The organism is Roseateles chitinivorans (assembly GCF_050632145.1).
GTDB classification, from domain to species: Bacteria; Pseudomonadota; Gammaproteobacteria; order Burkholderiales; family Burkholderiaceae_C; genus Roseateles; species Roseateles chitinivorans_B.
The window spans coordinates 5,033,125-5,052,587 of the sequence record NZ_CP192577.1 but is presented as its reverse complement, the minus strand read 5'-3'; the positions used below and the strand labels follow the sequence as shown (position 1 = coordinate 5,052,587).

General features: G+C 67.3%; 21 protein-coding genes and 1 pseudogene. 7 read left to right on the top strand and 15 right to left on the bottom strand.

The annotated features are described in order from the left end of the window. Positions 1-83: 83 nt before the first annotated feature. On the bottom strand, positions 84-1,871 hold the full coding sequence (locus ACQ86G_RS23250) for a cation:proton antiporter (RefSeq protein ID WP_431257525.1): 1,788 nt from the start codon (positions 1,869-1,871) through the stop codon (positions 84-86). On the opposite strand from ACQ86G_RS23250, the gene ACQ86G_RS23245 reads away from it, so the two are divergent. Next, entirely contained in the window at positions 1,853-2,101 is a 249-nt protein-coding gene (locus ACQ86G_RS23245; RefSeq protein WP_431257524.1) for a hypothetical protein, read from the top strand. The genes ACQ86G_RS23250 and ACQ86G_RS23245 overlap by 19 nt on opposite strands. Before the next feature lie 73 nt (positions 2,102-2,174). On the opposite strand, the gene ACQ86G_RS23240 is transcribed toward ACQ86G_RS23245, so the two are convergent. The 5 genes from ACQ86G_RS23240 to ACQ86G_RS23220 all read right to left on the bottom strand — a co-directional run bounded on the left by ACQ86G_RS23240 (position 2,175) and on the right by ACQ86G_RS23220 (position 5,972). Beyond that, a complete protein-coding gene (locus tag ACQ86G_RS23240) occupies positions 2,175-2,387 on the bottom strand; it encodes a hypothetical protein (RefSeq protein ID WP_431257523.1) in 213 nt (70 codons plus the stop codon). Positions 2,388-2,581: 194 nt separating this feature from the next. Further along, positions 2,582-2,962 carry a hypothetical protein gene (locus tag ACQ86G_RS23235; protein ID WP_377154561.1) on the bottom strand — a complete coding sequence of 127 codons (381 nt, stop codon included), beginning with the start codon at positions 2,960-2,962 and terminating at the stop codon, positions 2,582-2,584. Positions 2,963-3,386: 424 nt separating this feature from the next. Continuing rightward, positions 3,387-4,355: an IS5 family transposase gene (locus ACQ86G_RS23230; RefSeq protein WP_431257522.1), complete on the bottom strand. Its 969-nt coding sequence runs from the start codon at positions 4,353-4,355 to the stop codon at positions 3,387-3,389. Between the two features lie 60 nt (positions 4,356-4,415). Further along, positions 4,416-4,607, bottom strand: coding sequence for a hypothetical protein (locus tag ACQ86G_RS23225; protein WP_431257521.1), 192 nt, complete (start codon positions 4,605-4,607; stop codon positions 4,416-4,418). Positions 4,608-4,709: 102 nt separating this feature from the next. Beyond that, positions 4,710-5,972 (bottom strand): tyrosine-type recombinase/integrase, encoded by a 1,263-nt coding sequence (locus ACQ86G_RS23220; protein ID WP_431257520.1) that lies wholly within the window; start codon positions 5,970-5,972, stop codon positions 4,710-4,712. 453 nt (positions 5,973-6,425) lie between these two features. Between ACQ86G_RS23220 and ACQ86G_RS23215 the strand changes: the two genes are divergently transcribed. Next, on the top strand, positions 6,426-7,076 hold the full coding sequence (locus ACQ86G_RS23215) for a hypothetical protein (protein WP_431257519.1): 651 nt from the start codon (positions 6,426-6,428) through the stop codon (positions 7,074-7,076). Next, positions 7,073-7,375 (top strand): hypothetical protein, encoded by a 303-nt coding sequence (locus tag ACQ86G_RS23210; RefSeq protein ID WP_431257518.1) that lies wholly within the window; start codon positions 7,073-7,075, stop codon positions 7,373-7,375. The genes ACQ86G_RS23215 and ACQ86G_RS23210 overlap by 4 nt, the downstream gene beginning before the upstream one ends. A 66-nt stretch (positions 7,376-7,441) precedes the next feature. Here the strand turns inward: ACQ86G_RS23210 and ACQ86G_RS23205 are convergent, their stop codons facing one another. Next, positions 7,442-7,798 (bottom strand): RNA recognition motif domain-containing protein, encoded by a 357-nt coding sequence (locus ACQ86G_RS23205; RefSeq protein ID WP_431257517.1) that lies wholly within the window; start codon positions 7,796-7,798, stop codon positions 7,442-7,444. A gap of 462 nt (positions 7,799-8,260) precedes the next feature. On the opposite strand from ACQ86G_RS23205, the gene ACQ86G_RS23200 reads away from it, so the two are divergent. Next, the gene (locus tag ACQ86G_RS23200) at positions 8,261-8,878 is read left to right on the top strand and encodes a PEP-CTERM sorting domain-containing protein (protein ID WP_431257516.1); all 618 of its coding nucleotides are present in this window, start codon (positions 8,261-8,263) and stop codon (positions 8,876-8,878) included. Positions 8,879-8,945: 67 nt separating this feature from the next. Here the strand turns inward: ACQ86G_RS23200 and ACQ86G_RS23195 are convergent, their stop codons facing one another. The 5 genes and pseudogenes from ACQ86G_RS23195 to ACQ86G_RS23175 form a co-directional block, all read right to left on the bottom strand. Further along, the gene (locus ACQ86G_RS23195; RefSeq protein ID WP_431257515.1) at positions 8,946-10,496 is read right to left on the bottom strand and encodes a hypothetical protein; all 1,551 of its coding nucleotides are present in this window, start codon (positions 10,494-10,496) and stop codon (positions 8,946-8,948) included. Positions 10,497-10,769: 273 nt separating this feature from the next. Next, positions 10,770-11,348: pseudogene (locus ACQ86G_RS23190) on the bottom strand (DUF4337 domain-containing protein). A gap of 108 nt (positions 11,349-11,456) precedes the next feature. Beyond that, positions 11,457-11,963, bottom strand: a complete 507-nt coding sequence (locus ACQ86G_RS23185; protein ID WP_431257514.1) for a dihydrofolate reductase — start codon at positions 11,961-11,963, stop codon at positions 11,457-11,459. A 130-nt stretch (positions 11,964-12,093) separates the two neighbouring features. After that, positions 12,094-12,396, bottom strand: a complete 303-nt coding sequence (locus ACQ86G_RS23180) for an antibiotic biosynthesis monooxygenase family protein (protein WP_431257513.1) — start codon at positions 12,394-12,396, stop codon at positions 12,094-12,096. Next, positions 12,393-14,129, bottom strand: a complete 1,737-nt coding sequence (locus tag ACQ86G_RS23175; RefSeq protein ID WP_431257512.1) for an FAD-dependent oxidoreductase — start codon at positions 14,127-14,129, stop codon at positions 12,393-12,395. The genes ACQ86G_RS23180 and ACQ86G_RS23175 overlap by 4 nt, the downstream gene beginning before the upstream one ends. Positions 14,130-14,290: 161 nt before the next feature. Here ACQ86G_RS23175 and ppk2 point away from each other — a divergent pair, with 161 nt between their 5' ends. Then, complete coding sequence (gene ppk2, locus ACQ86G_RS23170; RefSeq protein ID WP_431257511.1) at positions 14,291-15,214, top strand: polyphosphate kinase 2; 924 nt, start codon at positions 14,291-14,293, stop codon at positions 15,212-15,214. A 173-nt stretch (positions 15,215-15,387) separates the two neighbouring features. On the opposite strand, the gene ACQ86G_RS23165 is transcribed toward ppk2, so the two are convergent. The 3 genes from ACQ86G_RS23165 to ACQ86G_RS23155 form a co-directional block, all read right to left on the bottom strand. Next, the gene (locus ACQ86G_RS23165; protein ID WP_431257510.1) at positions 15,388-15,939 is read right to left on the bottom strand and encodes a tetratricopeptide repeat protein; all 552 of its coding nucleotides are present in this window, start codon (positions 15,937-15,939) and stop codon (positions 15,388-15,390) included. A gap of 117 nt (positions 15,940-16,056) precedes the next feature. Then, positions 16,057-17,481, bottom strand: a complete 1,425-nt coding sequence (locus tag ACQ86G_RS23160; protein ID WP_431257509.1) for a sensor histidine kinase — start codon at positions 17,479-17,481, stop codon at positions 16,057-16,059. Beyond that, positions 17,478-18,146: a response regulator gene (locus tag ACQ86G_RS23155; protein ID WP_431257508.1), complete on the bottom strand. Its 669-nt coding sequence runs from the start codon at positions 18,144-18,146 to the stop codon at positions 17,478-17,480. Before ACQ86G_RS23155 ends, ACQ86G_RS23160 begins: the two co-directional genes overlap by 4 nt. Positions 18,147-18,299: 153 nt before the next feature. Here ACQ86G_RS23155 and ACQ86G_RS23150 point away from each other — a divergent pair, with 153 nt between their 5' ends. After that, positions 18,300-18,605, top strand: a complete 306-nt coding sequence (locus ACQ86G_RS23150; protein WP_431257507.1) for a hypothetical protein — start codon at positions 18,300-18,302, stop codon at positions 18,603-18,605. A gap of 26 nt (positions 18,606-18,631) precedes the next feature. Beyond that, entirely contained in the window at positions 18,632-19,441 is an 810-nt protein-coding gene (locus ACQ86G_RS23145; RefSeq protein ID WP_431257506.1) for a MipA/OmpV family protein, read from the top strand. Positions 19,442-19,463 lie beyond the last annotated feature (22 nt).

Genomic DNA, 19,463 nt, shown 5'->3' with positions numbered 1-19,463 from the left:
CCGACCTTGCAACGCGGGTAGGGAAGGGTCGCGAAATCCAACCGGTAGGGAAGATCCTGGACCCGCGCTCGGGGGCGGCGTCATTACGGTACGGCGTCCGCATTCGCGGCACGCAAGGGATCGGAGGCTTCGAGCCAATCCAGTTCGTTTTCGAGCGCGTGGAAGGCGTCGTCGCCGATCTCCGCGGCGTCCCGCATGTCCAGCAAGGTCTGGCGCGCCGCGCTGAGGGCGCCCTCGTAGGCCGCGTCGTAATCGGTACCGAACGAAGCGGCGGCGCTTCCCGGGTCGTGCAGCGGACGTCCCAGGTGCATCTTCAGGTTCTTGCGAGCGAGGTCGAGCGCTGGAGACGTCTCCGCCGGGATGCGCGCCAGCGCGACCTCCAGCATGCGTTGTCGCGCGGCGGCCTCCTCGTCCCCGACGGGGTCGTCGTCGCGCAGCTTGAGTGCGCGCAGCAGCGGCTTGAGTGTCAGCCCCTGGATCAGCAGCGTCCCCAGGACGACGAGGAAGGCGGTCAACAGGATAAGGTCACGGCCGGGGAATTTCGCGGGCAGCGCCAGCGCCGCCGCCAGCGTGACGACGCCTCTCATGCCGGCCCAGGAAATGACGAGCCCGCTGCCCACGGTGGGCCTGAGCATCAGCCGCGCGGCGCGCAGGCCGTGGCGGCCGCCGAAGAACTGGAGCAGGTGGTTGAAGGTCATGTGCCACGCGATGCGCACGGCGATGACGGTCGCCAGCACGGCCGCGGCCACCGACAGGTACTGGTCCCGGGTCGCCTGGGGAAGCTCGATGAGGACCGGTCGCAGTTGCAGCCCGATGAAGATGAAGGCGAGCAGGTTGAGCGCGAACACCACCGTCGCCCAGACGGCATTGGTGGGCACGCGCACGCGCGCCTCGATGCGGGCCGGCGCGAGGCGCGCCAGGGTCATGGCGAAGCCCACCGTGGTGAGCACACCCGACAGCCCGAAGCGCTCGGAGAGCTGCCACACCGCGACGGTGCCAACGAACTGCAGGAGGATGGCCGTCGGGATGTGCTGGACCCGCTCCAGCAGCCGTTGCGTCAGAAAGCCGAGCACTGGCCCGGCGATGAGGCTCCCGACGACGCTGAGGATGAATGCGGGCGCCACCGCCTGGACGACGAAGCCCCCCGAGGCGACGGCGCCGACCGCCAGTCGGTAGATCAGCAGCGCGCTGGCATCGTTGAGGAGGCTCTCGCCCTCGAGCACGCCCAGGATGCGTTGAGGCGGATGCAGCGGGCGCAGGACCGCCGTGGCCGCCACGGCATCCGGCGGCGCGACGATGGCCCCCAGGGCGATGGCCGCCGCCCAGGGCAGCGTCGGGACGAGCGTGTGGGCGACCACGGCGACCGCCGCGGTGGTAAGGCCCACCGTGACGACGACCAGGCTCGTCAACGGCAGCCAGTTGTCCTTCAGATCACGCAGTGAGGCGTCGTAGCCCGCGTCGACCAGGATGGGCGCCACGAACAGGGCGAGCACCAGGTCCGGCGGCAAGCTGAGTTCCGGCGCTCCCGGCACCAGCGCCAGCGCCGCGCCGCCGAGCGCGAGGAACACCGGCGACGGGGCGCCGAGCTTCCTCGCGGCGGCGGCCAGGAGGACCGCCGCGAAGAAGAGGATGAGGATCTGCTCCAGCTCATGCACCGGTTGAGTATGGCAGCGCGAGTGGGGGCACGAATCGATGCATACCCGCGCGAGCCAGCGGTTCGGTACTGCCGCGGCCGGTCGGGCGCGGGTCCAAGTCTCGCGTGAGGAGAGGTCCGCATCCCGGCAGAATAGGACCAAGGCGTCTTCAATGGGAGCGCGCCTACGGCGTACCCAGACAGTTCCTGAAACACACCATGCAACGATCTCGTTCAACCTCTGTTCAGATCCTCCTGGTCCGGCCGCCCGGCTATGAAGATGTGCATCCCGATCTGGTGCTTGAGGATGCAATGCGCGACGGCTGGCCGTGCGAGATCCTGGAAGACCGCGGTATCGAGCTGCTGGTTGAGATTCATCGAATCGAGGCGTACGAACGAGCAGCGCGTGCCGCTGTTGCCGCAGATGCAGTTAAGGCGACTTGGCAGGAGCATTGGCGCCTCGCTTGATGCCGATCGACCGAGGACGGCTTCAGGCTGGAAGCGGGCATTGACAGTGCGCTGGAACGCCAAGCGTCAACATTCAAGGCTGTTGGCGTGAGGAGCATTCGTCATACGCTGCCAGCTCCGCTTGTGCCTCTTGGAGCGACAGATTGAACGTGAGTCGCAGCATTCGAAGCTGCCGCAACTCGTGCAGTTCGGCCTCCTTGGCAACCGCCAGCAGTTGCTGCCGGGACAGGCCGAACGAAGCCAGTAGTGCGTACACCTTGTAGTTCGTGGTGTCTTGGACGGACATAGTGATATCAGTTGTGGACATCCAGCATAGCGTCCGCTTTCGCTGCGCTGCGGACTCCGGGTTGAGGCTGGAAACGGCCATTGAGTAGGCGGAACACTACGCCCCTCCGAGGGACTTTCCTAGCGTCAATTCCGCCCACGCTTGCTCGACAGCGTCGCCTTATCCGCCTGCTAAGCGCTCGCCTCTGGCATCCGCTACGGCGCTAGATCCGATGGGCACCCGGAGGCAGATGTAATCAGCACATCTCCCTCAAAATAGGCACGAGGGTCCACGTCGACCAGTTCGATGAATGATGAAGGTTTCTTATGCTGGACGACCAAGCAGTCGTAGTCTTCGCGGCTAAGGATGGCCGACCTCTGCGGATTTACCCAAAGGTGCTCGTAGCGAGCTTCAATGGTGTCATAGAGATACGCTTCATATTCATGGCTGCCGAGCGGATGCGGATTGGCATCGAAAGGGCGCCCCGTTTCGCGTAGGTACGTAACCTTTCCGGCCTGAAAATCGAGGTCGACAATCCGCCCGCTGGTGGCCATGTCGCTACCCGCGATGATGTAGGTCCAAGAGCGCCAGTCCATCCATGTTGTCATCCGTTGTCCCCCAAGGTCCGGTTGCCGGTCAGTATGGCCGAAAGGTTTCGATTTCTGCGACTGGCTAGGAACCTACGTTTGTGGGGGCCAACACCAGCCCCTCCTTGCCTCGAAAAATAACGCCCAGAGTCCGCGCGATGGCGTCGAAGCTGTCCGATTCGGGATGGAACGCAATCGTGTACTCCAGGTGCCCGTCGAGCGACCGAGCCGCCGAGCTATCCACGCGCACGCAAAGGCGGGTGGGCTTGAGACTGGCGCTCAGGACTTCAGGCTACGCTGAACAAGCCCCCGATTTTCTCGCTCGAACTGCGGCATGTCTCGCCGCCGGTGTTGATGCCAAGTCGGCCGTGAATTGCCTCTTCAACGCCGCTTCTTCAAGCCCGAGCGCCGTGTGCGCCCGAAGCGGGCGGACTCATCCCATCAGACGCTTTCGCGCCAAGTAGATATTGGCCAAACCCAGTGCCACGAATGCACGCGTGGCGTTCTTGGCGAGGCCCTTGTAGCGCACCTTGTTGAAGCCGAACTGGCGTTTGACGACCGCGAATACATGCTCTACCCGCGAACGCGTCTTGGATCTGATGCGGTTAGCGATACGCTCGATCTCGGCCACCACGCCGGTGCCGTTGACGAGCTGGTTCGTTCGATCCTTTGCCTTCGGCGCTTTCGCGGCAATCAGAGCTGGCTGGCTGGCATAGGCGCAGTCGCCGAAGACTTCCAACTCTGCGCCATGCAGCAAATGCGGCAGCGGGTGTTTGTCGTGCATGTTGGCCGCCGTTACCACCGCGCTGTGCGCCAGCCCGGTCTCGCTGTCCACGCCGATGTGCATCTTCATGCCGAAGAACCACTGCTTGCCTTTGCGGGTCTGATGCATCTCGCTGTCACGCTCGCCTTTGTCGTTCTTGGTCGAACTCGGCGCGGAGATGATGGTCGCGTCCACGATGGTGCCTGTGCCGACCTTCATGCCCTTGCTCTGAAGCACTTCGCCGACCTTGGCGAACAGGGCCGCGCCCAGCTTGTGCTTGTCGTCTTCAAGCAGTCTGCGGAACTTCAACAAAGTCGTGCCATCAGGGACGCGCTCGCGCCCGAGGTCGATGCCTACGAAGCGGCGCAGCGCCGTGCTGTCCAGCAACGCTTCCTCGCAGGCCTCGTCGGCCAGGTTGAACCAGTGCTGCACGAAGTACATGCGCAGCATGCGCTCCAACCCAATGGGAGGGCGGCCCTTGCCGGCCTTCGGGTAGTGCGGCTCGATGACCCCACACAGATCGGCCCACGGGACGATGGCGTCCATCGCTTGCAGGAACACGTCGCGCCGGGTGGGCTTGCGGAACCGCTCGAATTCCGCACCCTGATCAGCTGCTACTGCGAGTGTCGTTTGCTTCATGCCAACATCATCCCAATGCGGCCCCGGCCTCGCTACCAGATCAACCCGAAACCATCGAACTTAATCAGCGTAGCCTTCACACTCGTGCGTAAGTTGGTCGGACACCATCAACTGCATGTTGTCGGCCTCGACTGCCCGCGACAGCGAGAACCAGTACGCGTCCTCAGCATCTCGAACCCAGATGTGCGCCATGCCTTCGTACTCTTCGTCCTCGATGCGTGCGAACACGACGCCAGTCACAAGCTTTGCCATTCAAACTCCAGTGCGTGGGGTCGAGAAGCCTAACGCGACCTGTCGCCCCGATGTCTGCTTCCGCTGCAAAGCAGTCCATGAGTGCTCTCGAGTTGGTAACCTCTAAGTCATCACGGCTACGGGAGTTGGGACCATGGCACTGCGCGCGGTCATCTCGCATCTAGCGATGAAGTTGGCCCAACGCTCCAGTGCTTCGCGGCGCTCGGGTATTTCGTCGCGCACGTCGTAGATCGCCTCCATGCCTCGGAGGACATGGTTCAGTGCGATCTCCGAGATCTCACGAGACACGCCGAGGTTGCGCATGTGTCCCTTGGCAGTGCTTCGAGTGTCGTGCGGCGTGAAGCGCCGAATCTCAAGATTTCCGCGCTTGAACGCGCGTTGTATTGCGGCCCAGAGCGTAGTGTTGCCCACATGGATGTCGCCGAGCCGTCTACGCCGAAGGGGGTGCCGGGATGGCAATACCCAGACGGAGTCACCGGCCAAGTCCTTGAGCCGCTTAAACCATTCGACCACCGTGGGAGTCATCGGCACCAGGAACCCGTTGCGTGTTTTCACGACCTCATCGGGCACCCACCAGCTGCCGCCTTCCAAGTCTACGTGCTCCCAGCGAGCCTTGGCCAATTCGATCGACCGTACACACGTCGCCAGCAAGATCCGCAAGGCGAGGGCGTTCTCGGTGCCGATGTCCTCAATATTGCGAAACAGGGTCTCCAACTCGAGTCGGCTCAGCATCACCCGCTTTTTGATGGGCGGGCGTGGCCCCATCAACGCTTTCAAGTCGATGCCGATCGCTGGGTTGGAATGGATCAGCTTTTTCCCGCAGGCGTGCGCAAACAGCTGCTTGACCGACGTCAGCATGCGCTTGGAGACGGTCCAGCTACGTTTTGCATCTTCGATCGCGAAGACGATGTGCGCCGCGCTGACCTGATCGACTCGAAATGATCCCAGCTTGGGTTTGAAGACGTTGTCGAGATCCCAGGCGCGGTAGTACAGGGTGCCGGGCGCCAGAGCGTCTGGCGTGAGGCGCTTGTCCTTGTAGTCCGCTATCAGCTGATTGACGGTCCAGGCGCCCTTGGCCTCGATCTTGTCGATCTTCTTGCGCATCGCCGGGTCTTCACCGCGGTCGACCGCGGCCCGCTCCGCGCGTGCTCGTACCCGCGCGTTGGCGAGTGACACGTCGGGGTAGTTGCCGATGGTGAGTTCGCGCCGGCGACCGCCGACGCTGTAGCGCAGTACCCAGCTCGCGGCGCCGGCAGCCGAAAGCGTGAACGTCAGACCCCCGCCGTCCGATAACGCGACCACCTCGCCCTTGGCCATCCAGCGTCTGATCTGGATGTCATCCAGACGGTGAATCTGCTTGCCCATCCAGTGCCCCTGTAGCCCGAGAAACGATTGATGTTCCGCGCTACGAGTTTAATGATTTCTAGCTACCAAACTACGCCGCTAGCTACCATTTGCTCGCGAGGTGGTATGGGAGGGGTGGGATGGGGTGATTGCTAAGTTGTTGATTTCAAACAACTCCGGCGTTTCAAAAAAGACGTCTTGGGATTGGTGGAAACCCTAATTCAATTCGCAGGTGGCGAATTTCATGACTTCTCTCAGCGATTGCGCAACCCGGCATCGTATCCAACTGGATCGCCTCTGGCCGATTGGCTGCCCCGACCTGCGCCGGCGCTTGCGTCACCCCGTCTCCAGGGCGCTTCGATCCTGGCTGGGTCGCGGGACACGGGGGCGCGCCCGTGCAGCGATCACCCCGCGGGCCGCGACGCCCATGGCAACGATCCCTCCGCAGCGCAAGGGTGTTCGCAACGAGCGAACATGGGCTTGTCGTTCACGATCGCCACGAAGGTCGCGCGCATGATGAAACCGATGATCTCCTCAATGCGGAACTGGGTCAGATCCCGGGCCGCCTCGATGGTCGTGACCGCCGCGCTCGTCTCACTCGCCGCGCTCAGCCCGGCCTGTGAGGCCGCGCCGTCCAACTTCGGCATGCTGGCCTTGTGGGATCAGTCGCCCCGCAGTTATGAGGGGCGGGTGCCGCCGGGGAGCCTGGTCGTCATCGGTCCGGTGGAGGGCGTGCAGCGGCTCGATGCGACGCAGCGGGCCAACTGGAAGACCGCCATCCGGACCATCCGGTCGCAAGGGGGCAAGGTGCTGGGTTACATCGCCATGGGACACGGCGGCGTGACGCAGGATCAGCAGGCCCGCTTTGCCGCCGTGCCGCTGGAGATCGCGGCCTACCGGGATGCCCTGGACGGGGTCGACGGCTTCTTCTTCGATCAGGCGGGACCCGATCCGATGATCGCTGCCGGCAAACCCGATGCATGTGAGACCGCGAATGCCCGTTGGCAGGGTGTGCGTGCGCATCTGAGCGCGCTCAACGCCGGGGAGTCGTGGTGTGGAATGCGGGCAGCTCCGGACCCGACCATTGCTTCCTGCGATCGGCCCGAGCGGGCGAGCATGTGGTGAGCTTCGACGGCCCGGCCGAAGAGGGGCGCGGCAGGGCCCTTGACGCGCAAGCGCGAGAAGTCGCCGACTCGCTCCAGGTCAAGACCTGGGCGCTCATCCATTCAGCCTCACCCGCCCAGATGCAGGACGCGCTGCAGCGGGCCCGCACGCACTACATCTACGTCACGGACGGGGCGCGCACGCTGGCCTGGGGCGGGCCGATCTGGAACTACCCGCCCAGTTACTGGGGGACCGACGCCGACCCGCGGTCGGAGCGTGGATGCCTGCGACGCGTGCAAGCCGGCGCGGCCTGCGATTGAGGGGCAGGCGGATCCGGGCGAAAAAAGCCGGCTCGAACGAGCCGGCTTTTCAGGGGGCTGCCGGGATTAGTAGCGTCCGCCGCCGAAACCGCCGTTGCCGTAGCCGACGTCCGCGCGCTTGGTCGAGCGGAATTCGCCAGTACCGCTGCTGCGGCCGCCTGCGTCGTTGCCGCCTTCGCGGGGACGGGCCAGGGTCACGACGATCGAGCGCCCATCCACCGACATGCCGTTCAGGGCGGTGATGGCGGCCTGGGCCACTTCAGCCGAGGCCATTTCCACGAAGCCGAAGCCCTTGGAGTTGCCGGTGTCGCGGTCGATCATGACCTTGGCGGACTTGACGCTGCCGAACTCTCCGAAATTGCTTCGGAGGCTGGCGTCGGTCACGGAGTAGGGCAGATTCCCAACATAGATTTTGGTGCTCAAGTGAGCCTTTCTGAGTCGTGGCGCACGACGGGAAGCCGAGGTGCAGAGGGCGCGCACGGGGCGCACGAAGCGTTGACAGAGTCTGGGTGGCAGATCGTCGATACGCGGAAGGCCGTGGGCCGGAAAATTTCCGGCCATGCCTCGGGTGAGCATGATAGCCAGCCCGTTTATACCCTTTGACCAAGGCGATGGTCAATCAATATTATTTTTGGTATTAAAGGGCCGAAGGGCGAACAACCGACGTGTCGCGCGGTGTCCGGCGAAGCGGAACGGCGGATTGGCGGCTCGTGAAAAAGTTCACGGCAAGCGGTGTGCCCGGTGTGTCGGATTTATTGACGTTTACATCCCTAGTATTAGGGGTGTTTGAGAAATTGTCATATGAATCATTGGGTTAAAGATGTGGCACGGCGGTTGCTTTTGTCATCGCATCAACAATCAGCCGACCTCCCCGTCGCCACGACCATGAAAACCAAGATCGCTGCCCTGCTTGCCACCCTGGCCTTCGCTGGCGCCGTCCAGGCGGCCCCGACCTACCTGCCGGTGGGTGCCCAGACCAATGTCGACATCAACAGCGTCCTGAACGGCGGCTGGACCCAGTGCTACGTCGGCACGATGAGCCTGGCCATCGGCAGCAACGCCCAGAACGTGCTGAGCGCCTGCTCCGGCGACTATCTGATGATGGCCGGCCGCGCCACCGGCTCGAACACGCTGCTGTCGCTGGCTGCCGCCCTGCGCGCCGACACGATCATCAACACCGGCCACACGAGCACCACGCATGTGGCCAACGGCGCGAACTGGTACTACTCGCCGAACTGGTCGTGGGGTTTCACCGCGCTGGGCGACAGCGTGTCGAACGGCGAGTGCGACGTCAGCAGCAGCGCGCAGAGCATGTGCCTGCACACCATGGATTCCGTCGGCGGCTATCGCATCAACGACATCCAGGGTCTGAACAGCAGCACGGCCTACCAGAAGATCTTCTTCCAGGCTTCCGCCGCGCAAGTGCCGGAACCCGCCACGCTGGCGCTGGCCGGTCTGGCGCTGGTCGGTGTGGCCGTGTCGCGCCGCCGCAAGTCGGCCTGATCGACCTCCCCTGAAAGAAAGCCCCGCGGCGCGAGCCGCGGGCTTTCCTGTTTCCGGGGTCGGCGCCTCAGCGCAGTCGCTCGGTGACGCTGCGCTGCGACGGCCACTCGTTGTGTTCGGTGGCCCTGAAGTTCTCGATCTGCGAGAAGCTCTTCTGCCGGTGCTCGTCGGTCTTGCGCAGGGCGCGCGACACCGAGTCCTTCGCCGTGTCGATCAGCGTGGTCACGGTCTTGCTGTCCTTGACCGTGTAGGCGTCGTAGTTGCCCTTGGCGCGGTCGAGCGTGAAGGTACGCGATTTCTCGTAGTGGGCGTCCATCTCCTCGGTCTGCGCCTGCGAGATCGAGCGGCCGCCGGTCGCCGTGTTGGGACGGTCCGTGGTCGTCTGGCTGATCCGGTAGTCGGCGTGACCCGCTTCCTGGATGCTGCCGATGCGGCTGGTGCGCTGCGAGTCGGCGCTGAACGACGCCTTGAAGTCCGCCAGGCCGCTCTGCAGCGATTGCACCTGCGAACGCAGGCCGTCGCTCATCGACGGCGTGACCGGCGCAGCCTCGTCCGCACCGCCGGCGTTGGCGTTGATCGCGATCGGCTGGCCATCGTTCTTCGCGACGGCCTTCGCCACGCTGCCGGCGCTCGACGGATCCTCGTCCACCGGCGGCGCCTGCAGTTGCTGGAACGCGTCCTTGAAGGATTTCGTCATCGCGGCGTCGGCATGGCCGCGATCCGCGGCGGCGTCGATCTGCTTGAGCAGCTGATCGATCGCCGTCCAGCGCTGGCCGTTGGTCGCGGCACCCTTGGGCGGCGTGGCATCGACTTCCAGATTCATCTCGCCGCTGGTCGTGCGCATCGAGACCGACTTGGTGTCCGTGCCCAGGTGCAGCGAGAACGCCCGCATCGCGCCGGGCACATCGGCCGGCGCATTCGGGTTCTCGACCTTCAGGTCGAGGCCGCTGAGCACGCCGCCCCGGTCGAAGGCCATCAGCTTGGACAGGTCGAGCGTGGGCGCGCCTTCTCCGAGGCCTTCGAGCGCGCTGTCGAGCCCGTCGCCGAGGTCGGCGAGCGCCTTGCGTTCCGCGCTGCTGAGCGCGCCGGAACTCTTGACCTCGACCTGCAGGCCGCGCGTGCCGCCCTGGTCGCCGTTGTTGACGCCGATCTTCAGTTCGACGGTGTGCCCGGAACGCGTCCGGATCGTGAGGTTCACTTCGGCGGCGTTCGTGCTGACGCCGCCGAGCGCCTGTTCCTGGAGTGCGGCGGCAGCCGCGGCGGTCGCGGCGGCGTCGCTGCCCTCGACGGCCCCGGCGGCCTCCGCGCCCGGCACATGGTCGGCGAGCGTCTGCTTGTAGGCGGTGCCGGTGTCGGCGAGCTGCTTGAGCAAGCCGCCGCCGAGGCCGCGCCAGCGGTCGGACAGCGACACCGCGTCCTTGCCGCTGTTGCGGGCCATGAGTTCGCTGAGGCCGTCATCGCGCGCGTTGGCCCAGAAGCGCTGGGGTCCGAAGCCCGGCGTCCTGGGCTTCGCGTAGACGAGGTCGCCGTCGGCGACCGCATCCACGGTGACGCGCGTGGGCGCGGACGCGGCGGACGACGCCGTCTTCGCAGCGGCGCTGGCCGCCTGCGCGGACACGCCCGCGGGGCGGTAGGTCGAGGGGTGCGGCTGGCGGCGATGCGGTCCAGCAGGCTTGCACCGGTCGAGGTGATGAGGGTCATTGCGAAGCGCCTCCCTGGCGGCAGTCCCGCGGCGCTCTGATGGCGCTGGCGGTGATCCCTTCGCTATCGGCCGGTGGCTCCGGAACTTGAGCGGGCTCCCCGTCGGTGGGAGGCGCGCCGCGCGCTCGCGGGCGATCCGCCGCCCGACGCCCGATCAGGCGCTCGATCAGGCGCTCGATCAGGGGCCGGGTCAGACGTGCAGCCAGGCCGCGATCCCCAGGCCGACGCCGATCGCGCCGGCGCCCAGCGTCGCGTACTCCATCCAGCGGCGCTTGGTCAGCAGCGCGATCGCGGCGAGCGCGATGGCAACCTGCAGCGCCGTCGTGGCCTGCGCCCAGCGGTGGTGGAGGTGCAGTTACTCGTCGCTCTTGTGGTCCCACTCGGTGGACTCGGCCTCGAGCTTCTCGGCCTGGACCTTGATCTCGTTCTTCTCCGATTCGTAGCGGGCGATCTTCTCGCGGTACCGGGCCTTCTGCTCGTCGCTGGGGGTCAGGTCGAGCGCGAACTCGGCCAGGTTCTGCTTGCTGCTCTTGGCCTGGAAGTAGTTCCAGCGGTTGGCGGCCTCGGTCTTGGTGATCGCGGCGTTGTTCTTGAACAGTCCCGCATTGGCCTGCGTGGCGCCGCCCATGTACGAGAAGAACGCACCCAGCGTGGCCAGGATGGCGGTGATCACCGCCAGCTGGCCCGCGAGCCCCTTGGGCTCGTGCTGCGCCGCGTGTTCGAGTTCGTGGTCGTGCGGACCGTGGACGTGGAAATGGTTGCCGGACATGAGGTCGGAGGGGTGTCGAGGGAGGAGGGGGAAGGCCGGCGCCCCGGGGCGATGCGCGCCGCGACCGGTCGCGTGCGTCCGCCAAGGCGTCGGCCGGGGATGGTGTCGTCAGCCGCGTCGCTCGTACCGGACGAAGTCGTAGGGCCAGTCGTGGCCGCGGTCGGCGGGGCTGTGGTGGCGCTCTCTGCGCACTTCGGCGAAGCGCTGCGGATCGACGGCGGGGAAGAAGGCGTCGGCGTCGAAGGCGGCGTCGATCTCGGTGAGTTCCAGCGCGTCGGCGCGGGGCAGGGTGAGTTCGTAGACCTGGGCGCCGCCCATGACGAACACGGCCTCGTCCGGCGCGCAGGCGGCGAGCGCCTCGTCCAGCGTCGCGAACACTTCGGCGCCGTCGAGCGCCAAGCCGGGCTGGCGCGACAGCACGAGGTTGCGGCGCTGCACCAGCGGCCGGAATTTCGCCGGGATCGAGTCCCAGGTCTTGCGTCCCATGACGACGGTGTGGCCGATCGTGAGCGCCTTGAAGCGCGCCATGTCCTCGGGCAGGCGGACCAGCAGTTCGTTGTCGCGGCCGATGCCGCGCGCGCGGTCTAGGGCGGCGATGAGGGTCAGGTGAGGCATGGGGATGTCGGTGGAACGCGGTCGGGACAGGGCAGCAGCCGCCGTGGGGACAGGGACGGGAGTTTACGGACTCCTCGGGCCTGCACCGGTGAAGACTGGCAACAGCGGCGACCGGATGCCGCGGAGAGGCTCAGCCCGCCGCGCCCGCCACGGCCTCGTAATGCGACACCACCGGGAACGGGTCGTAGAAGTGGTGCAGCAGCGCGCGCCAGTCCTGGTACTGCGGCGATTTGCGGAAGCCGATCTCGTGGTCCTCGAGCGTGCGCCAGCGCACGAGCAGGAGGTATTCGCCGGGCCGTTCCACGCACCGCTGGAGCTCGTGCCCCAGGTAGCCGGGCATGGCCGAAATGATGCGCTGCGCCTGCAGGAAGGCAGCCTCGAACGCGGCCTCATGGCCGGCGCGGACGGGGAGCGGGGCGACTTCAAGGATCATGGGGACCTCCGGGGCCGCATTCTCGCCAGACATTGATGAATCTGTGCGACGACCGCCGCCCCTTCGCCGATCGCGCCGCCGACTCGCTTCACCGACCCCGAGCGCACGTCGCCCACTGCGAACACGCCGGGGACGCTGGATTCCAGCGCGGCCGGACCGCTCTCGATCTGCCACTCCAGGTCGGCGGCCAGCGTCGGATCGGCCCGCCGCTGAGCGCGGCGCACGTCCGCGCCGGTCAGCACGAAGCCCTTGTCGTCGGACATCACCGGGCAGCCCGCGAGCCAATCCGTCTCGGGCTCCGCGCCCACGAACAGGAAGACGTTGCGCGTGTCCTGGCGCGACTCGGTGCCGGTGCGCCCGCAGCGCCAGGTGACCGCGTCCAGGCCGCGCAGCGGATCGCCGTGGAGCTCGGTGATCTCCGTGTAGGGACGCAGCTCGATGTTGGAGGTCGCCTCGATGCGGTCGATCAGGTAGCGCGACATGCTGTCGGCAAGACCCGGCCCCCGCACCAGCACGTGCACGCGCGACGCGTGCTCGGACAGGAACACCGCCGCCTGTCCGGCCGAATTGCCGCCGCCGACCAGCACCACCTCGGTGTCCACGCACAGCGGCGCCTCCAGCGCCGAGGCCCAGTACCAGATGCCGCGGCCTTCGAAGTCGCTCAGGCGCGGCACGGCCAGGCGTCGGTAGCGCGCGCCGCTGGCGATGACGGCCGTGCGCGCGCGGAGCTTGCGTCCGTCCGTCAAGGCGATGAGGAGCTCGCCTTCCGGACCTTCACGGGCACAGTCCAGCGACTCGACCTCCGTGGGGATCAGCAGCTCGGCACCGAACTTCTCGGCCTGCACGCAGGCCCGGCCGGTCAGCGCGCCGCCGGAGATGCCGGTCGGGAAGCCGAGGTAGTTCTCGATCCGCGCGCTGTTGCCGGCCTGGCCGCCATAGGCGCGGCGGTCGAGCACGACCACGCGCAGCCCCTCGGACGCCGCATACACCGCCGTCGCCAGGCCGGCGGGACCCGCGCCGGCGATCGCGACGTCGAAGAGCTCCTCGCGCGGTGTCGCATCCACCATGCCGATGCAGCGCGCCAGCGTGGCCTCGGGCGGATTCACCAGCACCGCGCCGTCCGGGCAGACCGCGACCACGTCGCCCGGCGCGGCGCCGTATTCCTCGATCAGCGTGGCCGCCGCGGCGTCCTGCGCGACGTCGACGACGCGATACGGCTCGCCGTTGCTGTGCAGGAAGCTCTGCAGCCGCAGCAGCGCGGCCGAGTTGGGACGGCCGATCAGCACCGGGCCGCTCGCCCCCGATTCGATCAGGCCCACGCGCCGCAGGATCATCGCCCGCACCAGGCGCTCGCCGAGGTCGGCCTCCGCGATGATCAGCGCGCGCAGCTGGCTGGGCGGGAGCAGCAGCGTCTCGACCTCGTCGACCGCGACCGCGTCCACCAGCGAGGGCTTGCCCGACATCGCCGCCAGCTCGCCCGAGAAATTGCCGCGCGTGTGCTGGATCAGCGGCGTGGTGTTGCCCATGCCGTCGCGATGGCACACATCCACCGTGCCGCCGAGGACCAGGTAGAGCCCCGGCCCCGGCTTGCCCGCGCTGAGCAGCGTCTGCCCGGGCTGGAAGCGCTGCGGCGTGCCGAAGCGCTGCATGCGCGCCATGTCGCCGGCGCTCAGCCGCGGATACATCTGGTGGCGGCGGGTCTCCAGCGAGTGGTGTGAGGCTTCCGGCTTCATGGGCGTCTCCTGCATCGATGCGATCTTGAACCGAGCTGTCGCCGGTTCGTCCGCGAGGAAGCCCTGATCCGGCGCGCGGGCGCTGGCGCCGACCGGTCCGTCACGCCGTCGTCACCGCGCTGGCGGATGATCGGAGCTTCCGCAATTCCGCCCCTGCCGCCATGAGCTCTGCTTCCGACCGCGACGATCTCGTCGAACGCATCCGCCGCGATCTCCAGGACGGCTACGACGAGGAACTGGAGCTGGAGATCGAGGACCGCCACGTCGACGAGGCGCTGCGCGCCCTCGACGAGAGCGACGACGGCGAGGCCCACAACGAGCGGATCGCCTACTTCAAGCACCTGTTCCGCCTGCAGCGCGAGCTGGTGAAGCTGCAGGACTGGGTGCAGCACTCGCGCCAGAAGGTGGTGATCCTCTTCGAGGGCCGCGACGCCGCGGGCAAGGGCGGGGCGATCAAGCGCATCACGCAGCGGCTCAACCCGCGCGTCTGCCGCGTGGTGGCGCTGCCCGCGCCCAACGACCGCGAGCGCACGCAGTGGTACTTCCAGCGCTACGTGCCGCACCTGCCGGCGGCCGGCGAGATCGTGCTCTTCGACCGCAGCTGGTACAACCGCGCCGGCGTCGAGCGGGTGATGGGTTTCTGCGGCGAGGACGACGTCGAGGAGTTCTTCCGCTCGGTGCCCGAGTTCGAGCGCATGCTGGTGCGCTCCGGCATCACGCTGATCAAGTACTGGTTCTCCATCAGCGACGAGGAACAGCACCTGCGCTTCCTGGGCCGCATCCACGACCCGCTCAAGCAGTGGAAGCTGTCGCCGATGGACCTGGAGTCGCGCCGCCGCTGGGAGGACTACACCCGCGCCAAGGAAGTGATGCTGGACCGCACGCACATCCCGGAAGCGCCGTGGTGGGTGGTCGCGGCGGACGACAAGAAGCGCGCGCGGCTGAACTGCATCCAGCATCTGCTGGACCAGTTCCCGTACCACGAGGTCGAGCGTCAGGAGATCCGCCTGCCCGATCGTGAGCGCCACGAGGACTACCAGCGCCATCCGGTGCCGGAGTCGATGTTCGTGCCGGCGAAGTACTGAGGGCTCGTCAGCGGCGCCCGGCGAGCGCCACGGCGTCCGGCCCCGCGGCGTGATGCAGGTCTCTAGAATGCGCCGCGGCGAGGATGGCCAAAGACTCCCGCCAGCACGAGAAACGACCTCGTATGCGTCTACGACCGCGACGATGTTTCACGACGGCGTCGCGTCCGGAGCGCTCAGCTCAGGCGCTGATTGGACCGGTTCTCGTCCACGAGTCGGCGATAGACGCGGAAGTGGGCGGCGGAGGCGCGGGGCTCGCCGAGCTGCTCGCACAGCGAGCCCAGGCGGTAATGCGCTTCGGCCAGCGCCGGGTTCAGGTCGAGCGCCTGCTCGAACGCCGCGATGGCCTGGGAGACGCGACCGGCGCTCTCCTGGACCTTGCCGGCGAAGAAGTACAGCGAGGCGATGTCGCTGCACCAGCCGACGGCCTGGTCGATCAGCTCCAGCGCGTCGTCGTGACGACCCTGGCGGCTGAGCAGCGAGGTCAGTTGCGAGAAGGCCTCGATGTGGCACGGATCGTTGGCGATGGCCTGGCGGTAACCGGCTTCGGCCGCGGCCTCGTCGGTCGTCTCGGTCAGGGCGGCCAGCTCCACCAGCGCGTCCAGCGCGGCATTGCTCAGGCCTCGCGCCGAGCTGTGCAGCTCGACGTCTTCAACGCGCAGGGCGGGGCGCGCGGAAGCGATGCGCAGGAGGATGTCGGCGGCGGAGATCGGCGGGTTGGTGGTCATGGCAGTACTCGGATGGGTTGCCGTGAATGGTGCCGAGGGTCGGGCCTTGCCTCTGCCGGAGAGGGGTGCGAGTGCGTGTAGGACAAGCGGAAGCGGTGCGGCACCCGGGCGCGCACATCAAGGCGCCGTGTCGGCACGCGCCTGCGCCAGCGGCAGCGTCACCGCGACTTCGAGCCCGCCGCTGTCGCCGTTCCCGAGGCCGTCACGCATCTCGATCCGGCCGCCGAGCTGCTCCAGCACCGCCTTCACGATCGACAGCCCCAGTCCGCTGCCGGGCTCGCGCTGCGCGGGGTCGCGGAAGAAGCGGTCGAACACGCGCTCGCGCAGCGACGGCGGGATGCCGGGCCCCTGATCGGTCACGTACAACACGGCCTCGCCGCCGGCGCGCTTCAGCATCACGCGCACCGTGCCGCCCACGGGGCCGTACTTCACGGCGTTCTCGACCAGGTTGTCGACCAGCGATTCCAGCGACGTGAGCGGCGCCGCGACGCACAGCCCCGGTGCCGCGGTCAGCTCCAGCTCCACCGATCGCGCCGAGGCCAGCGGCGACAGCACCGCCAGCCGGTCCTGCAGCAGGCGGTCCAGTTCGACGCGCTCGACCGGGTCGCTGCCGTGCGCCTCGCTGCGCATCAGACGCAGCAGCTGGTTGACCATGCGCGTCGCGCGATGGCCGCTGCTCATCACGCCGGCCATCAGCTGGCGTTCGCGCTCGTCGCGCGCGTTCGCCTTCAGCGCCTCCACATTGACGAGCATCGCCGCCAGCGGCGTGCGCAGCTCGTGGGCGGCGTCGGCGACGAAGCTGCGTTCCCGTTCGCTGCTGTCGCGGACGCGCCGCATCCAGCCGTTGATCGCGTCGACCATCCCCGCGAGTTCTCGGTGCCTGCCGCGATAGGCGAGCGGGGACAGGTCTTGCGGGCCGCGCGCGGTCATCTCGCGGGCGACGCCGGTCCAGGGGCGCATCGCCAGCCGGATGGACAGCCAGGCCGGCAGCAGCAGGAAGGGCAGGCTGATCAGCAGCGGCAGCAGGTAGAAGCTCTTGGAGTAGATGGTGATGAAGACGTTCATGCCGTGATCCCGCGCGAACATCGTCGTGCGGGTGCCGGAAGGCGCGCGCACCGTCTTGGCGAGGTAGCCCACGCCGTCGACGCGGAGCGGGAACTCCTCGTTCAGCGGCCCGGCCGGGACGACCGTCGGAGCCTTCGGACTGCGGTACACGATCCGTCCGCGCTGCTCGACGATGAAGCTGGGTTGGGGATCGTCGATCTTCTCGAAGTCTTCGACGATCGCCTCATGGGCCCGGTCCATGACGCGACGCAGGCGCTCGGGATCGGCGACGAGTTCGTCGGCGATCCCGTTGATGGTCTCGTAGATCCGGCGGCTTTCGAGCAGCGGGCGGGCGCCCTGGAGCACGAGGTAGGCGAACCCGAGGGACCACAACAGCGTCAGCAGCAGCATCTGCGCGATCAGCAGCCGCCGGACCAGACTCGGCTTGAAAAGGGCGGCGGCCGCCCGCCGCCACGAGGGCAGGGCGGGGGCGCTCATGTGCTCTCCTGCAGATCGATGACGTAGCCGACGCCGCGCACGGTGCGCACATACCCGTCGCCGATCTTGCGGCGCAGGTTGGCCATGTGCACGTCGAGCGAGTTGCTCGCGTTGCTCTGACCGCCGGGGAGCACCTGCTCCTCGAGCGTGCGGCGCGTGACGATGCGGTCGGTGCGCATCATCAGCAGGCGCAGCAGGTCGTACTCGCTGACCGTGAGTTCGACGGGGCGTCCCGAGACGGTGACGCGACGCGTGGGGAGGTGCAGCTGCAGGTCGCGCACGGTGAGCGCATCGCCGTCGAAGCCGTAGCTGCGGCGGGCGAGGGCGCGGATGCGCGACACCAGTTCGGCGATCTCGAAGGGCTTCACCAGGTAGTCGTCGGCGCCGGAATCGAGGCCCTGCAGCCGGTCCTTCAACGCATCGCGCGCGCTGAGGATCAGCACCGGCAGCGAACCCTGCTCGCGCCGCAGCCGGGACAGCAGGTGCAGCCCGTCGCCGTCGGGCAGACCGAGGTCCAGCAGGACCAGGTCGCAGGCCTTGTCCTGGAGCTGGCGGAGCGCGCCCTCGATGTTGCGCGCCCAGACGATGTCCATGCCGTGGTCGGTCAGCGCGATGCGCACGCCGTTGCCCAGGTCCAGGTCGTCTTCGATGAGCAGGATCTTCATGCCGGCATTGGACCAGCCCGACGGGCCGGAAACGGCGGTGGGGAAGGGCTCTTCATCGATTCTTCATGTGCGGCTCAGGTGCGGTTCATGGGGCGTTTCGACACTGCCGAGGCGGTCCGGCGTGTTGCCGGGCGCAGTTCAGGGAGTAACGACATGACTGCTGCACCTCAGCACCGTCCGCCCGGACGCGGACATGACATCGGATCGCTGCTCGCGCTGCGCGCGCCGTCGCTCTGCGTGATCGCCTGCGCGCTGGGCGCGTGCGCGGCTGCCTTCGATCCGCTGTTCGCGGCGCAGGAACGCAAGGACTTCGTCGTCACCTGCGCCGGCCCGGACGGATGGGCCGCGTGCGACCGGACGGCGGCGGAGTGGTGCAAGGGCAACTTCCGAGTCACCGGGCGCAAGGCCGATGTCAAGCGGCTCTCCGGCGAATGCCGTCCATTCAAGCGCTTCGAGTGAGCGCGATCCACCTTTCAACGACTGCCATGACCACCACCATGAAACTTTCTCCTGTTGTCCTCGCCACCGTCCTGCTGCCGCTCTGCGCGACGGCGCAGGCGCAATCCAGCGCCGCGGCCGCGCCGACCTCCACCGTCGTCGTGCAAGCCGGCGTGGCGGTGTCGACGCGCTACTCGGGCTCCGACGAGCGGATGGTCGTGCCGCTCCTCGGCGTGGAGTACGCGCATGCCAGCGGCTTCTTCGCGAGCACGCAACGCGGCCTCGGCTACGCCGGCACGGTCGGCGGATTGAGCTACAGCGCGGCGCTGGGCTATCGCGGCGAGCGCAAGGAGAAGAAGACCCACGGCTTGAGCTTCAGCAGCGGCAGCAGGTACCTGCGCGGCATGGGCGACGTGAAGGGGAGCGCCACGGCGAACCTGGCGCTGAGCTATGCCGTGATGGAGCAGCTGGAGATCCAGGTCGCGACGGAGCAGGCGATCTCCAATCGGGGCAACGGGTCGCTCTACAGCATCGGCGCCGCGGCGACGCTGTTGGCGGATGGGAAGAACACGGTGGTGCTGTCGGCGTCGGCGAATGCGGCCGACAAGAAGTACATGCAGACGTACCACGGCGTGACGGCGGCGCAGTCGGCAAGGTCGGGGTATGCGGTCTACACGCCGACGGCGGGGATGCACCTCGCGGAGGCGGGGGTGAGTTGGCAGTACAAGCTCTCGACGGAGTGGAGCGTCATCGGGATGGTCGGCGCGCAGACGCTGCTCGGCGATGCGAAGAAGAGCCCGCTCACCCGGCGCACGACGTCGCCGGTGGGGGCGGTGTTTGTGAGTTATTCGTATTGAGTTGACGCGAGGTCTGCGCCGG

Bases quoted from the DNA above. Each gene is read 5' to 3' on its own strand.
- ACQ86G_RS23245 (WP_431257524.1), top strand. From the start codon at position 1,853: ATGCAACGATCTCGTTCAACCTCTGTTCAGATCCTCCTGGTCCGGCCG.
- ACQ86G_RS23240 (WP_431257523.1), bottom strand. From the start codon at position 2,387: ATGTCCGTCCAAGACACCACGAACTACAAGGTGTACGCACTACTGGCT.
- ACQ86G_RS23235 (WP_377154561.1), bottom strand. From the start codon at position 2,962: ATGGACTGGCGCTCTTGGACCTACATCATCGCGGGTAGCGACATGGCC.
- ACQ86G_RS23230 (WP_431257522.1), bottom strand. From the start codon at position 4,355: ATGAAGCAAACGACACTCGCAGTAGCAGCTGATCAGGGTGCGGAATTC.
- ACQ86G_RS23225 (WP_431257521.1), bottom strand. From the start codon at position 4,607: ATGGCAAAGCTTGTGACTGGCGTCGTGTTCGCACGCATCGAGGACGAA.
- ACQ86G_RS23220 (WP_431257520.1), bottom strand. From the start codon at position 5,972: ATGGGCAAGCAGATTCACCGTCTGGATGACATCCAGATCAGACGCTGG.
- ACQ86G_RS23215 (WP_431257519.1), top strand. From the start codon at position 6,426: ATGGGCTTGTCGTTCACGATCGCCACGAAGGTCGCGCGCATGATGAAA.
- ACQ86G_RS23200 (WP_431257516.1), top strand. From the start codon at position 8,261: ATGAAAACCAAGATCGCTGCCCTGCTTGCCACCCTGGCCTTCGCTGGC.
- ACQ86G_RS23185 (WP_431257514.1), bottom strand. From the start codon at position 11,963: ATGCCTCACCTGACCCTCATCGCCGCCCTAGACCGCGCGCGCGGCATC.
- ACQ86G_RS23180 (WP_431257513.1), bottom strand. From the start codon at position 12,396: ATGATCCTTGAAGTCGCCCCGCTCCCCGTCCGCGCCGGCCATGAGGCC.
- ACQ86G_RS23175 (WP_431257512.1), bottom strand. From the start codon at position 14,129: ATGAAGCCGGAAGCCTCACACCACTCGCTGGAGACCCGCCGCCACCAG.
- ppk2 (WP_431257511.1), top strand. From the start codon at position 14,291: ATGAGCTCTGCTTCCGACCGCGACGATCTCGTCGAACGCATCCGCCGC.
- ACQ86G_RS23165 (WP_431257510.1), bottom strand. From the start codon at position 15,939: ATGACCACCAACCCGCCGATCTCCGCCGCCGACATCCTCCTGCGCATC.
- ACQ86G_RS23160 (WP_431257509.1), bottom strand. From the start codon at position 17,481: ATGAGCGCCCCCGCCCTGCCCTCGTGGCGGCGGGCGGCCGCCGCCCTT.
- ACQ86G_RS23155 (WP_431257508.1), bottom strand. From the start codon at position 18,146: ATGAAGATCCTGCTCATCGAAGACGACCTGGACCTGGGCAACGGCGTG.
- ACQ86G_RS23150 (WP_431257507.1), top strand. From the start codon at position 18,300: ATGACTGCTGCACCTCAGCACCGTCCGCCCGGACGCGGACATGACATC.
- ACQ86G_RS23145 (WP_431257506.1), top strand. From the start codon at position 18,632: ATGACCACCACCATGAAACTTTCTCCTGTTGTCCTCGCCACCGTCCTG.